The following is a 12,554-nucleotide window of genomic DNA, read 5'->3' on the forward strand; positions in this document are numbered from 1 at the left end:
AATTCTTCTTCATATGGATACAAACATACAAGCAGATGAACGGGTAATCATTACCGGCCTCGACACCGGCCAGGAGGACTTTGATTACTCGATGACCGAATTGGCTGAGCTTGCCCAGGCCAACCACATGGACGTGGTCGAACGAATCGACCAGGTGGTGGACCGCCCGAACCCGGCCACTTACTTTGGCAAGGGCAAGGTCCAAGAAATTGCCGACGTTGCCTCCGCAAACCACGCCGACACCATCATCACCAACGACGAGCTAACGCCTAGTCAACTGCGTAACCTGGAGGAGGAGACCGGCCACCGGATTCTCGACCGGACGGCACTGATCCTCGAGATCTTCGCCACCCGGGCCAAGACCAAGGAAGCCAAGCTCCAGGTCCAAATTGCCGAGCTCCAGTACCGCCTGCCGCGGCTGCAAACCAGCGCCAGTCAGCGTCTCGACCAGCAGACCGGTGGTGGGAGCGGCTTCACCAACCGTGGTGCCGGTGAAACCAAGCTGGAAATGGACCGCCGGGTAATCCAGCACCAGATCACCCACCTGCGGCACGAACTGGCCGCCATCGACAAGTCCGAGGAGACCAAGCGCAAGCAGCGGGCCAAGAGCGAGATTCCGACGGCCGCCCTGGTCGGCTACACCAACGCCGGCAAGTCGACTTTGATGAACGGCCTGGTCCGCAAGTACGGCAAGGTTGAGGACAAGACGGTCTTTGAAAAGAACATGCTCTTCGCCACCCTGGACACCAGCGTGCGGCGGATGACGCTGCCGGGCAAGAAGGAGTTCCTGCTCAGTGATACCGTCGGCTTCGTCAGCAAGCTGCCGACCCAGTTGATCGAGTCCTTCAAGTCGACGCTGGCCGAGGCTGCCAACGCCGACCTGCTGATCCAGGTGATCGACTACTCCGATCCGCACTACGAGGAAATGATGGAAACCACCAAGAAGACGCTCCATCAGATCGGCATCCACGACATCCCGATGATCTACGTCTTCAACAAGGCCGACAAGACCGAGAACGAAACCGAGTACCCGGTCCTCGAAGGCGACGACCAGCTGGTCATTTCGGCTAAGCAGGACGCCTCGCTGGACCTGCTGGTGGACGTCATCCGCAAGCACCTCTTCCAAGACTACGTGCAGGCCAAGCTCCTGATCCCGTTCGCGGACGGCCAGGTCGTCTCCTACTTAAACGAGCATTCCAACATCTTGGACACCGAGTACCAAAGCAACGGGACCCTGCTGACGATGGAGGCCGCCCCGCAGGACTACCAGCGTTTTGCCCGGTACGAAGTCAAATAAATGCTATAATCGATCTGTAACGATTACGGATCGATTTTTTATTTTAGGAGGCTCTCGCAATGCCTGAAACAATTCCCTTTGCCGATAACAGCTACGTTCAATTTCCAACCGGCCGGGTCAACCTGGCCGAGGTCCACGCCATCTTCAAGACGATGCCCTACGAACTGGACTACGTTGACGCCAACGACCAGTACGTCTGGTACTCGCCAAACCCATGGCGCGACGATGACCGCCTCCAGCAGCGACTGACCCACTCCGTCTTGGGCTGCCATCCCGACCGGGTCGTGCCGATGGTCAAGCAGGTCCTGAAAATGCTGCACACCGGTGAGCGCGACATGGTCGAATCGCCACAAGTCATGGACGGTCACCGCACGCTGATCCGCTACTACGCGATCCGCGACCAAGACAACCATTACCTCGGCGCCCTCCAGGTAACCGAGGACGTCGAGCACATCTGTCGGTTGTGCGAGCAGGACGTCTTCGCCCACGGGATCGTCGAGGGTCAGGTCGTTGATGGAGTCACAACGGCCTCGATCACCGGCGAAGACCAATCACTGGAAAAGTCCACCAAACCCGACGCAACGACGGGTGCCTCGAAGAAAGATGAATAACGAAAATACCACCCGATAAATCTGTAAATTTATCGGGTGGTATTTTCTTATTTGGTGAAATTTTAGATCCGAACCTCGTTGCGTGAGTGCTCGCCGTTGACGACCTTGACCACGTCGTCCAGGCTGATGTGGACCATGTTGCGGATCGAGGTCTTGGTGAAGAAGGCCACGTGCGGCGTTACCAGGACGTTCGGCATCTTGGCCAGCTCCTGGTAGTCCGCCGGCGTCTGGTCAAACGGCACTTCCTGGTTGAAGAAGCTGAATTCGTCGGCCAGGGTGTCGAGGCCGGCCCCGCCCAAGTGCTTGCTCTTCAGGGCATCCAGCAGGTCGGCCGTGTTGATCAGGCCACCCCGGGCCATGTTGATGACGATGGCGCCCTTCTTCATGCTGGCAAACTGTGGGGCCGCCAGCATGTTCTTGGTGCTTGGCAGAAGCGGCGTGTGGAGGGTAATGATGTCCGCGGTCCGAATGATCGTGCTCATGTCGGTGAACTCCACGAACGGTGCGTACTCGACATTCTTGTTCGGGTCGTAAGCCAGGACCCGGGCGCCGAGGGCCTTGTAGAGCTGGGCGGTGGCCCCACCGATGTTGCCGAGGCCGATCACCCCGACGGTCAGGTTGTAGATTTCGTTGCTGATTAGCTCAGGGTTCCAGCGGAAGTCGCCCTGCTTTTCCCGGGACTCGTACTCACCGATCCGCCGCAGCAGGTACATCGCCTGGGTCAGACCCATTTCGGCAATGGCCCGTGGGGAGTAGACAGCGACGTTGGTAACCGTGATCCCGTTGGCCTGGCAAGCCTTAAGGTCGAGCATGTCGTAGCCGGCGGTCCGGGTCGAGATCTGCTTGATCCCCAGCTCAGCCAGCTGACGGTAGAAATCGGCGTCCCCCAGCAGTGAGGTCTCCTGGATCGAAACACCGTCGAAGCCCTTGACCATGTCGAGCGTCTCGGGGGTCAGGTTTTCGCTAACCAGCTTGACCTCGTTGCCGGTCATCTCTGCCCATTCCTTGGCATACGGCCGCTCGGCGGTCTTGGTACCGAACATAATAATTTTCATTTGAATTCATTCCTTTTCTGAAAGCTCTTACATTAATAGGATAACATTAATTTTATTCATCGTCAGCAATCATTTCGCATACTAAGTTTCATTTGCTAAACAAAAAATCCCCACGCCGCAAAACGTGGAGATTTTTTTATTGTTACTTGTTATCGTCGTCCGAGTCAATTCCCTTGGTCTGGGCCTTGTCCATGAACTTTTGCTCACGGTCAAGACGTGGGAAGAGGTTCAGTGCATGAGAGTGAATCCCCTTCATTGACAGCCAGAGCAGGAGGAAGAAGGCAACGGCGATGCCCAGCAGAACTGAATTGCAGAACATTGCGTAGTGCGTTCCTAAGCCGCTGCTGATCGACTGCCGCAAGCCCTGAATCGAGTAGGTCATCGGCAGGAACCAGTGAATGACGTTGTAGAACTTCATCGTGATTTCCATCGGGAAGGTCCCACCAGAACCACCAAGCTGCAGCATCAGCAGAACCATGGCGACGAACCGACCTGGGTTGTCGAAGGTCATCGACAGGAACATCACGATCGCCATCGAGGCCCACCCGAAGAGGATCGTCGTCAGGAAGAACGACGGTGCGTGGTCAACCGTCAGGCCGCAAGCCATCATGATACCACATTCAACGACGGCCATCGTGGTGGCAGCAGTCAGGCCGATAACGACCTTACTAAGCCACCAAGCGGTAGCGGAGTGGCCAGGCATTGCTTCACGCCGGATTGGGTAAACGAAGTTGAAGACCAGCATCCCGACGTAGAGGGCAACGGACAGAACGTACGGTGCTAATGCGTGACCGTAGTTTGGTACGTAGCTGTAGTGCTTGTGGTGAAGCGTCGTTGGTGCGGCGAACATCTTAGCATTCCGGCCACTGACCTTGATGCCGTTGATCGTCTTGGCACCCTTGCCCAGAGCCTTCGACAGCTTCGTTGATCCAGCATTCAGCTTGGCAATCCCGGAAATCAGTGCCGGTGAGTTGTCTTGCAGCTGCTGGGTCCCGGAAGCCAGTTGGTTAATCCCGGCAACCAGGGTTGGAACCTTAGCGTTGAGCTGGGTCAGGGCTGATGCCAGCTGGGCCGCACCGGAGTTCAGCTGACCGCTGTTGGCGTTCAGCTGGCTAACCCCACTGCCGACCTGGCTGACGCCGGCCGTGTACTGACTGATTCCGGCAGCAAGCTGGTTGGCACCGGACTGTAAGGTTCCGGTGCTGGCGGCTAACTTAGCAGAACCAGCGGCGGCAGTGTGGACACCAGCAGTATACTCATTAACACCAGAATTCAGTTGATTCGTGTAATTAACAAGTGAGCTAGTTGCACTAGTCAATTGACTGCTAATATTGGATAGCGCTTGATTGCTGCCGGTCTTCATACTATTCAGGCTTTGTTCTAAGCCATTTGCAGCAGTCATAACCTGCTGAGCATTCTGACCAGAAGTTGCAGCAGATTTATCAACAGCCGCTTGAAGTTGGTCAACCTCAGATTTGAGTTTTCCAATGTTTTGAGCAAGATTACTATTAGCGTTGTTATTAGAGCTAGTAGTCGTCGTCTTGGAACTTGTATCGGCCCCATTCAAATCATTGATTGCGCTGGACAACTTTGTCTTATCAGCATCACTCATATTTGAGGTATCGATCCCACTAAGCTGACTCTTTGCCGCATTAATGCTTGAAGCAGCACTATCATTAGTTGTCGTTTGACTTGTAGAAGATTGCGACTGTCCTTGACTAGCAGCCTGTTGTAATTGTCCCAGCTGTGATGAAAGCTGACCAAGTTGTGACGAAAGCTGCGTAAGTGAACTTGTCGAACTAGCCAGCGGTGCAAGTGCACTCTTAAGAGCGTTGGCATTTTGTTCAACATTTCCGGACATCTGAGTCATCTGACTTTGGATTCCAGGAAGCATGCTGTTAACTTGGCTATTAAACTGACTTGCACCAGTTGCAATTCTACCAGCACCAGTATTTAACTCTTCGCCCTTACTATCCAGCGTCCCCAGTCCAGAGTTTAGCGAGTTGACCCCGCTGGAGAACTGGCCGATACCAGAACTCAACTGCCCGGCACCGCTGTTCAGCGTGCCGGAGTTGGCGATTAATTGGCTCACCCCGCTGCCGAGCTGGCTGACCCCAGCCGTGTACTGGAGAATGCCGCTCGCCAGGGTTTGACTGCCGCTGGCCAGCTGGGCCGCGCCGGATGCCAATGGGGTCACGCCGACCTTCAATTGTTGAACACCGGCGTTGACTTGGCTGACCCCGACGACGTATTGGTTAACCCCGTCGCTTAAGCTGACCATCCCGGTGCTCAATTGCTTGGCACCGCTGGCCGCCGTGTTCATCCCCTTGCCGACGACGTGGAGTTCCTTGAACATCGCCGAAGCGTAGGCATTGGTAACCGCGGCCCGCACCTTGGTGTTCAGCCGGGTCATCCCGGTTTCGGAGATAACTTCCCCGATCATGTTCAGGGAGTCGTTGGTCTCGTACTTGAGCTTCATCGTCTTCGGGTGCTTGTCCATCACCGTCGTGGCGTTCTTCGAGAAGTTCTTCGGGATCGTGACGACCGTGTAGTACTTCCGGTGCGTCATGCCCTCGTGCGCCTTCTTGGCAGAGACGAACTCCCACTTCAGGGAATGGTTATGCTTCAGGTTGTCGACCGTCTGATCGCCGACCGCCATTGTTTTGCCCTGGTATTCCACCGGGACATCCTTGTTTACCACAGCAACTGGTAAATCTCCTGTACTCCCATAAGGGTCCCAGACAGACTTCAGGAAGAAGATACTGTACAGGAAGGGAATGATACAGATTACCACGGTTGATACTAGCAGGATTTTGTTGTGGTAAATATTCTTAAATTCCTGCTTGATCATTTCCCACATTATTCTCTTTCACCTCGAATTGCTTTACTTACTTGACTTTAAGATCGGCCGATCATCGTCAGATAAGATCCGAACGGTTTGGCGGGCGTAATGAATCATGTCCTCAACTGGCACATCATAATTCTTCGTCTGCCACCATTTGAAGGCGCCAAGAATCGAGCCGCTCAACGTGTAGGCCAAAAGCTCCGGATTGTCGGATTCCTGCAGCGCCTGAATGATCGCGTCCTTGCTGGACTGTTCAGACCGTTCCAGGAAAATCTGCGTCAGGATCTGCAGCATTTCCGAATAAATCGAGCTGCGCGAATTGCTGGCGGCCAGGTGCCGAATTACGTTACGGTGCTCGTCAATATAAATAATCAATTGCTTCATAATATCTTCTTCGGAGTCACCACTGTCCGCGATTCGGTTAATCTGGGCCTTCAGTGTCTGTTCCAACAGGTCATACTTATCGTTAAAGTAACGGTAGAAACTGCTCCGGTGCAAAAGAGCTTCCTTACAGATCTGATCAACCGTCAGATGGTCAAACGAATTATTCTCCAATAACACCAGGAGTGCGTTTTGAAAATCACGAACTGTTCGTGTTACACGCATCTACTATTCCTCCCCTCTGTCCCTAATTTACAGAGAACACTATATAACGTTCTGAATTCAAACAACAGGACTATTTGAATATGTTAGTATATAAATGAGACATAAGGTTCAAAACGTTCCAATAGTTTTTCCATGATTCATTTTGGGAATTGTTAATGGAGCTTCGATAAGAAAACGACTTCTTTTCCTATATTTGGATTAAAATCAGGCAAAACAGGCCGGCCGAGTGTCCATTTATGCTACAATCACAATGAAAACAATTATCGCAGGAGGCGTTTATTAATGAAGATTTCAAACGAAAAATTTGGCAGCTACCAAGACACCGACGTCATCAAGTACACCCTGACTAATGACAACAACGTCAGCATCAGTATCCTTAACTTTGCCGGGATTTGGCAGGCCTTTATGGTTCCAAATACCCATGGTGGCCGGGTCAACCTCCTGCTGGCTGCCGATAGCTTCGAACCGTACGTCGAATACGCTAGTCTCTACGCGGGCCGGATCGTCGGCCGGGCCGCTGGACGGATCGCCAAGGGCAAGTTCGACATCGACGGTGAAAGCTACTCGGTCCCAACCAACGAGGGGAACAACCTGCTGCACGGTGGTGCCAACGGTCTTCCCCAGCAGTTCTACCAGGTTGAAACCAAGCAGAACGGTGACAGTCTCCAGGCCATCTTGACCACCAGCATCGACACCGCTACCGACAACCTGCCGGGCAAGGAGGACGTCAAGGTTACCTACACCCTCTTCAATGACAACAGCGTCACGATTGACTTCGACGGTCAAACCGACGCCAAGACCCTCTTCAACCCGACCAGTCACACCTACTGGAACCTGTCCGGTGAAGCCAAGACCATCCAGGGCCATGTCCTGAGCCTGAACTCCACCTACCACCTGCAGCTGGACGACGAGAAGATCCCGACCGGCAAGAAACTGCTGAACAAGGACACGCCGTACGACTTCAAGTACCCAACGGTTCTCGGGACCGCCCTCCAGCACCTTCAGGAGGAACACAACCCCGAGGGCGGCTTCGACGATGTCTTCGTTGTCCTGCCAAGCAACCGGCTGGCCCACGAACCCGTCGCAACCCTGATGGACGCCGCAACCGGCCGGAAGATCAAGATGTACTCCGACCGCAACGGCCTGGTGGTTTACACCGCCAACGGCGTCCAGGTCGACGGCTACAACCGGCCATCCGCCAGCTGGTTTGCCATCGCTCTGGAGGGACAGACCCTGCCCGACTCTCCACACCACTCCCAATTCGGTGACATCGCACTGCGGCCGGGGCACCCGGAGCACTACGAACTGCGTTACGAATACTTTGCCTAAGCGGATTGTGGTATAATTTACTTAGTAAGATAGCATTTTGGAATGGGGGTCATCTTTATGAAAAAGCGTTTAACAAAGTCCAAGAACAAGGTTTTCCTCGGTGTCTGTGGTGGGCTCGCTGAGTACATGCACGTTGACCCGACGGTGATTCGGCTGGTCGCCCTAGTTCTGCTGGTCCTGACCGGCTTCTTCCCGGTCGGCCTGATCTACATCGTAGCGGCCCTGATTATGCCGGACGCCGGCTCGCACGACGACCACGTGGTTGAGGGCGAGTTCGAAGAGAAAAAGTAATTTAAACCTGAAAAAAGCACTTCAGCGAATCGTTTGCTGAAGTGCTTTTCTTGTCTATTGAGATTGTTATTTTTGCCGGTCGCGGTAGGCCACCTGGGCGTTGAGGCTGTAGTCGGCGGTTGTCATGATCGTCGAACCCCGCCGTCCCGGAATCTTGTTTGGTCCCCCGGTCACGGCCAGGTTAGCCAGGTAGATTTGGTAGCGCCGGTGGGCGGCCGAGGCATCCGTCAGGCCGATCTTGACGATGTGACCGACAGCGCGCCGTTCCATCTGGTTGACCCCGATGTAGATCTCCAGGCGGTGGCGCAATTCGTCGTGAACCAGCTCGAAGTACGGCGGTACCGAGCGGGCGTTCAGTGCCGGGATCGGCTGGTTGGTCTCGGCATACTGGTCAATGATCTGTTGGTCGCTCAGGCCGCTGTAATCGTTGACGAAGATCCCCGCCTCCAGCAGCTCGTCGACGACCTTCTGCAGGTTGCGCTGCTCATGATCGTCGATCGCCACAACGGCCGGAATCGTCTCTGCATTGGAGAAGACCCCGTTGGAATTGTTGGCGAGCTGTTCAGCCAGTTGCTGTTGGGCGGCGAAGGACGGCGCCGTCTTCGTAGTGCCGTTATTGAACTTCTGACCGGTGATCTTGGCGAAGCGCGGTGACAGGAAGTCAAGGCGCGAGGTCCGACCGAGGAAGTAGAAGACGAAGTTCAGGTAGAGGAAGTAAGTGATTGCAAGCATCGCCAGGCAGTACAGGAAGCCCCGCAGCCAGACGTGGTTCATGAAGAGCCGGAAGGTGACGTAGACCAGGTAGCCGTCCCCGAGCGTCGCAATGATGATGTAGATCCGGCTCTTCAACTTGGCGTCCAGGTTGAAGTAGCTCAGCGATGAATTAATCATGTCAAGAAAACTAAACATCTAGGCCTGCACCTCCTTACTGATTGGTCTGGCTGGTAGTGCCACCAGTCGTGGTCGTCGTTCCCTGACTGGTGTTGCCATTCGTGCTCGTGGTGTTACCAGTGGACTTATTGGTCGTATTATTATTCGTGGTCGTCTGGCTGCTGCTCTTAGCCTGCGTGCCAGTCGTGTCGTTGTCGTTCGTATTATTGTCGTTATTCGTCTGATTCTTGTTCTCAGTCGTCGTATCGTTATCGTCGTTTGCACGACTAGATGGCTTATTGGCATCATTCTTATCGTCGTCGACCTGACTGGAGCTGTGCGAAGCCTTTTGGTCGTCATCATTCAGCGAGGTCGTACGACTAGATGACACTGAGGTCACCTTGGCACCTTCACTGGTGTGGGTGGTCTTGTTTACCACCACGTTGGTTGCACCCAACGCTAACACCAGCGACACCAAAGCAAAGGGTGTCACCAAGGGTGGAATTTTTCCTGCCATATACATGTCTCCTTTTCTCAGGTCGATTATACCCGCTTTTTTGCGAAACAAATGTTAAAGAAGATTGAAGATTATTGTCCGCGTTGCTGCTTGGCCTGGCACTGGGCACAGATGCCGTGCAGCTCGAAACGGTGGCCGGTGATCTTGATTCCCGGCAGCTGGCGTTCGAAAAAGGCGTCGTCAATTGGCATCATCTTGATCTCCTGAACCCGGCCGCACTGGTCACAGATGAAGTGGTGATGGTGGTAGGGATCGCAGCGGTACTTAACCTGCATCTGGTCGTTGTGCTGCCGTAATTCGACGATGCCGAGGGACTCAAACTCCTTGAAGTTGCGGTAGATTGTGTTGTGACTCAGCCCCGGATAGGCCTGACGCAGGTATTGGTCGACCTGGGTAATATCAACGTAGCGCTGGGGATCCCGGCTGACCGCCTCAATCATCATCTTTCGCTGCTTGGTCCAGCGCATGTGATTCTCTTTTAAGACGCGCTGGGCCCGTCCTACTAAGTCCTGCACACTCAATCCCCCCTCACTTGAAGCCTCAATTTTAGCACAAGTCATCTGCTTTGGGTACTATTTGATCCACCAACTGGTCCAAACGGCGACTGGTGTCCTCCCAACGATCATTCACGATCACGTGGGCAATCCCCCGCAGGCCCTGTGGCAGGACCAGGTCGCGCCGGTACTCCCGACTCTTTAGGCGGGAGACGATGGCGGCTGGCCGGTCGCCACGCTGCGTCATCCGTTTGGCCAGGGCGGCCATCTTGGAAACCGTTAAAAAGATGATTACCGCCCGGTCGCCCAGCTCCTGGTGGTAGGTCAAGGCTCCCGCGGTGTCGAGAACGATCACGTCGTCGCGCCCCAGCTGCCAACCCTCATTTAGGCCTTCATAGGAAGATCCGTACTGGGCGCCATCGTAGGTCACCCGTTCCAGGAGGTGGCGGCGGTTCATCGATTCATCAGTCTCGAAATGGTAGTCGACCCCATCGACCTCCCCGGGCCGCGGCTGCCGGGTCGTGTGGGTGATGACCCGGTGCATCCCGTAGTGCTCCTGAAGGTAGGTGGCCACGGTCGTCTTGCCGGAGCCGGCCGCCCCGCAGATGATGAAAACGTGTCTCTTTTCTGCCATCTTACTTCGTCAGGTGGTCATTGACCTGGTCCAACAGCTCCTTTAAGTTGTCGTAGGTCAATTGCTGGCGAGCGGTGGCGTAGTCAAACCAGCCGCTGTTCTTGATTTCCTCGGCCTGGAGCTTGATGTCCTCCTTTTGCGTCAGTTCGGCGGTGTAGAGGGTCATCTGCTTGCGGTTGCCGTTGGGCAGGTCGTATTCGGTGTAGACGTGGAAGCTGGTGTCGATCGGCAGGACCAGCTGGGTTTCCTCCCTGATCTCCCGTTCGGCCGTCTGCTTCAGGGTTTCGTCACCCTCGACGTGGCCCTTGGGGAAGCCCCAGAAGTGCCCCTTGTTTTGACTCTCTAATAACAGGTATTCAATTCCCTTGTCAGTCCGCCGGTAAACGACGGCGCCACTCGTTACTTCAATTGCCATTTTTATCCGTCTCCTTTAAATTTTTATTAATTTTCTCATTGACTTTTAATATAAGTGCCGTTTATCATTAATAAATAAAAGCGGTGCTCATTGGCACTACCGTTATTATAACAAAGAAAGGTGGTTTATTGATGGGCTTACACATTCTCCGCAAAGAAAGCCTTGATCGTTACTTGGGGGCGGATCAGCAATTTGTTAAGTCAATGACTGCCAAAGACTTGATGGCCATTGGGATTGGGGCCGTCATTGGGACCGGGATTTTCATCCTTCCCGGGACCATCGCGGCCGAGTCAGCTGGACCAGGGGTGACCCTGTCCTTCTTCATCTCCGCCATCGTCTGTGCCCTGGCAGCCATGTGCTACGCGGAGTTCTCATCTGCCCTGCCTGTTGCCGGGAGTGCCTACTCCTACGGTAACATTGTCTTTGGTGAATTCTTTGGTTGGATCCTCGGCTGGGCCCTGGTCCTCGAATACATGCTTGCCGTGGCGACCGTCTCGACCGGGTGGGCAGCCTACTTCAATTCACTGATTGAATCCTTTGGTCTGCACCTCCCGAAGGCGCTGAGCGGTCCCTTCGACCCGGCGCACGGCACCTACGTCAATCTGGTGGCGATCATCATCGTTCTTCTGATTGCGCTGATGCTGTCACACGGGATGCAGTCCTCGATGCGGATCAACGACATCGCCGTGGTCATCAAGCTGCTGATCATCCTGGTCTTCATCGGGGTCGGGCTCTTCTACATCAAGCCCAGCAACTACCACCCCTTCATGCCCTACCACCTCAAGGGTGTGATCCACGGGGCCACGCTTGGTTTCTTCGCCTACCTGGGCTTCGACGTCGTCTCGAGTTCGGCGGCCGAGGTTAAAAATCCGAAGAAGAACATGCCGATCGGGATCATCGGGACCCTGGTCGTCGCCACCGTCCTCTACATGGGCGTGGCCGCCGTGCTGACCGGGATGGTCAAGTACACCAAGCTGGACGTCGCCAACCCGGTTGCCTACGCCCTGCAGCTGGTCCACCAGGGCTGGATCGCCGACCTGCTCTCAATCGGGGCCCTGATCGGGATGTTCACCATGATGATCTCCATGATCTACTCCAGCTCCCGGCTGGTTTACGCGATCGGGCGTGACGGTCTCCTGCCGGCCAAGCTCGCCCAGTTCGACGAGAAGAACCACTCGCCGCAGATCGCCCTCTGGACGGTCTCAATCATCATCGCCGTCATGGGTGGTCTGGTGCCGCTGGATGAATTGACCAGCCTGGTTAACATCGGGACCCTGCTGGCCTTCACCCTGGTGTCCTTCGGGATCATCCCACTGCGGCACCGGAAGGACATCGGCAACCGTGGTGGCTTCAAGGTGCCACTCTACCCGGTTCTGCCGATCATTTCCGGCCTGGCTTGCCTGGGGATGATGACCCAGCTGTCCAAGACGACCTACATTGGCGCCAGCATCTGGTTTGCCATCGGGATCATCATCTACTTCACCTATGGCTACCGCCACAGTAAATTGAATAAAGCAAGTGATTAAATGAAAACAGCCTAGGAACGCTGATGTGCTTCCTAGGCTGTTTTTTTACTATTGTAAAGATAAC

13 protein-coding genes are annotated in these 12,554 nt (G+C 54.7%); 5 read left to right on the forward strand and 8 right to left on the reverse strand.

What is annotated here, in order from left to right; all coding sequences use genetic code 11:
- Window positions 1–13 precede the first annotated feature (13 nt).
- Window positions 14–1,297, forward strand: coding sequence for a GTPase HflX (gene hflX / locus LKE23_RS05535; RefSeq protein ID WP_291976327.1), 1,284 nt, complete (start codon window positions 14–16; stop codon window positions 1,295–1,297).
- A 59-nt stretch (window positions 1,298–1,356) separates the two neighbouring features.
- Window positions 1,357–1,908, forward strand: a complete 552-nt coding sequence (locus tag LKE23_RS05540; RefSeq protein ID WP_291976328.1) for a PAS domain-containing protein — start codon at window positions 1,357–1,359, stop codon at window positions 1,906–1,908.
- Window positions 1,909–1,970: 62 nt separating this feature from the next.
- Here LKE23_RS05540 and LKE23_RS05545 read toward each other — a convergent pair whose 3' ends face one another.
- The 3 genes from LKE23_RS05545 to LKE23_RS05555 form a co-directional block, all read right to left on the reverse strand.
- Window positions 1,971–2,963, reverse strand: coding sequence for a D-2-hydroxyacid dehydrogenase (locus LKE23_RS05545; RefSeq protein WP_291976329.1), 993 nt, complete (start codon window positions 2,961–2,963; stop codon window positions 1,971–1,973).
- Between the two features lie 142 nt (window positions 2,964–3,105).
- Window positions 3,106–5,823, reverse strand: coding sequence for a YhgE/Pip domain-containing protein (locus tag LKE23_RS05550; RefSeq protein WP_291976330.1), 2,718 nt, complete (start codon window positions 5,821–5,823; stop codon window positions 3,106–3,108).
- Window positions 5,824–5,847: 24 nt separating this feature from the next.
- Window positions 5,848–6,414: a TetR/AcrR family transcriptional regulator gene (locus LKE23_RS05555; protein ID WP_291976331.1), complete on the reverse strand. Its 567-nt coding sequence runs from the start codon at window positions 6,412–6,414 to the stop codon at window positions 5,848–5,850.
- A 282-nt stretch (window positions 6,415–6,696) separates the two neighbouring features.
- Here LKE23_RS05555 and LKE23_RS05560 point away from each other — a divergent pair, with 282 nt between their 5' ends.
- Window positions 6,697–7,743 carry an aldose epimerase family protein gene (locus LKE23_RS05560; RefSeq protein WP_291976333.1) on the forward strand — a complete coding sequence of 349 codons (1,047 nt, stop codon included), beginning with the start codon at window positions 6,697–6,699 and terminating at the stop codon, window positions 7,741–7,743.
- Between the two features lie 57 nt (window positions 7,744–7,800).
- On the forward strand, window positions 7,801–8,034 hold the full coding sequence (locus tag LKE23_RS05565) for a PspC domain-containing protein (protein ID WP_267201230.1): 234 nt from the start codon (window positions 7,801–7,803) through the stop codon (window positions 8,032–8,034).
- A gap of 66 nt (window positions 8,035–8,100) precedes the next feature.
- Here LKE23_RS05565 and LKE23_RS05570 read toward each other — a convergent pair whose 3' ends face one another.
- The 5 genes from LKE23_RS05570 to LKE23_RS05590 form a co-directional block, all read right to left on the reverse strand.
- Complete coding sequence (locus LKE23_RS05570; RefSeq protein ID WP_291976334.1) at window positions 8,101–8,943, reverse strand: DUF6681 family protein; 843 nt, start codon at window positions 8,941–8,943, stop codon at window positions 8,101–8,103.
- 16 nt (window positions 8,944–8,959) lie between these two features.
- Complete coding sequence (locus tag LKE23_RS05575; RefSeq protein WP_291976335.1) at window positions 8,960–9,421, reverse strand: hypothetical protein; 462 nt, start codon at window positions 9,419–9,421, stop codon at window positions 8,960–8,962.
- A 71-nt stretch (window positions 9,422–9,492) separates the two neighbouring features.
- A complete protein-coding gene (locus LKE23_RS05580) occupies window positions 9,493–9,888 on the reverse strand; it encodes a Fur family transcriptional regulator (RefSeq protein ID WP_434737611.1) in 396 nt (131 codons plus the stop codon).
- A gap of 79 nt (window positions 9,889–9,967) precedes the next feature.
- Window positions 9,968–10,549: a guanylate kinase gene (locus tag LKE23_RS05585; RefSeq protein ID WP_291976337.1), complete on the reverse strand. Its 582-nt coding sequence runs from the start codon at window positions 10,547–10,549 to the stop codon at window positions 9,968–9,970.
- Between the two features lies 1 nt (window position 10,550).
- Complete coding sequence (locus LKE23_RS05590) at window positions 10,551–10,964, reverse strand: bis(5'-nucleosyl)-tetraphosphatase (protein WP_291976338.1); 414 nt, start codon at window positions 10,962–10,964, stop codon at window positions 10,551–10,553.
- A gap of 131 nt (window positions 10,965–11,095) precedes the next feature.
- Between LKE23_RS05590 and LKE23_RS05595 the strand changes: the two genes are divergently transcribed.
- Complete coding sequence (locus tag LKE23_RS05595) at window positions 11,096–12,490, forward strand: amino acid permease (protein WP_291976339.1); 1,395 nt, start codon at window positions 11,096–11,098, stop codon at window positions 12,488–12,490.
- Window positions 12,491–12,554 lie beyond the last annotated feature (64 nt).

This window comes from Limosilactobacillus sp., from assembly GCF_022482365.1.
In the GTDB taxonomy this organism is placed as follows: Bacteria; Bacillota; Bacilli; order Lactobacillales; family Lactobacillaceae; genus Limosilactobacillus.

Bases quoted from the DNA above. Each gene is read 5' to 3' on its own strand.
- hflX (WP_291976327.1), top strand. From the start codon at position 14: ATGGATACAAACATACAAGCAGATGAACGGGTAATCATTACCGGCCTC.
- LKE23_RS05540 (WP_291976328.1), top strand. From the start codon at position 1,357: ATGCCTGAAACAATTCCCTTTGCCGATAACAGCTACGTTCAATTTCCA.
- LKE23_RS05545 (WP_291976329.1), bottom strand. From the start codon at position 2,963: ATGAAAATTATTATGTTCGGTACCAAGACCGCCGAGCGGCCGTATGCC.
- LKE23_RS05550 (WP_291976330.1), bottom strand. From the start codon at position 5,823: ATGTGGGAAATGATCAAGCAGGAATTTAAGAATATTTACCACAACAAA.
- LKE23_RS05555 (WP_291976331.1), bottom strand. From the start codon at position 6,414: ATGCGTGTAACACGAACAGTTCGTGATTTTCAAAACGCACTCCTGGTG.
- LKE23_RS05560 (WP_291976333.1), top strand. From the start codon at position 6,697: ATGAAGATTTCAAACGAAAAATTTGGCAGCTACCAAGACACCGACGTC.
- LKE23_RS05565 (WP_267201230.1), top strand. From the start codon at position 7,801: ATGAAAAAGCGTTTAACAAAGTCCAAGAACAAGGTTTTCCTCGGTGTC.
- LKE23_RS05570 (WP_291976334.1), bottom strand. From the start codon at position 8,943: ATGTTTAGTTTTCTTGACATGATTAATTCATCGCTGAGCTACTTCAAC.
- LKE23_RS05575 (WP_291976335.1), bottom strand. From the start codon at position 9,421: ATGGCAGGAAAAATTCCACCCTTGGTGACACCCTTTGCTTTGGTGTCG.
- LKE23_RS05580 (WP_434737611.1), bottom strand. From the start codon at position 9,888: ATGCGCTGGACCAAGCAGCGAAAGATGATGATTGAGGCGGTCAGCCGG.
- LKE23_RS05585 (WP_291976337.1), bottom strand. From the start codon at position 10,549: ATGGCAGAAAAGAGACACGTTTTCATCATCTGCGGGGCGGCCGGCTCC.
- LKE23_RS05590 (WP_291976338.1), bottom strand. From the start codon at position 10,964: ATGGCAATTGAAGTAACGAGTGGCGCCGTCGTTTACCGGCGGACTGAC.
- LKE23_RS05595 (WP_291976339.1), top strand. From the start codon at position 11,096: ATGGGCTTACACATTCTCCGCAAAGAAAGCCTTGATCGTTACTTGGGG.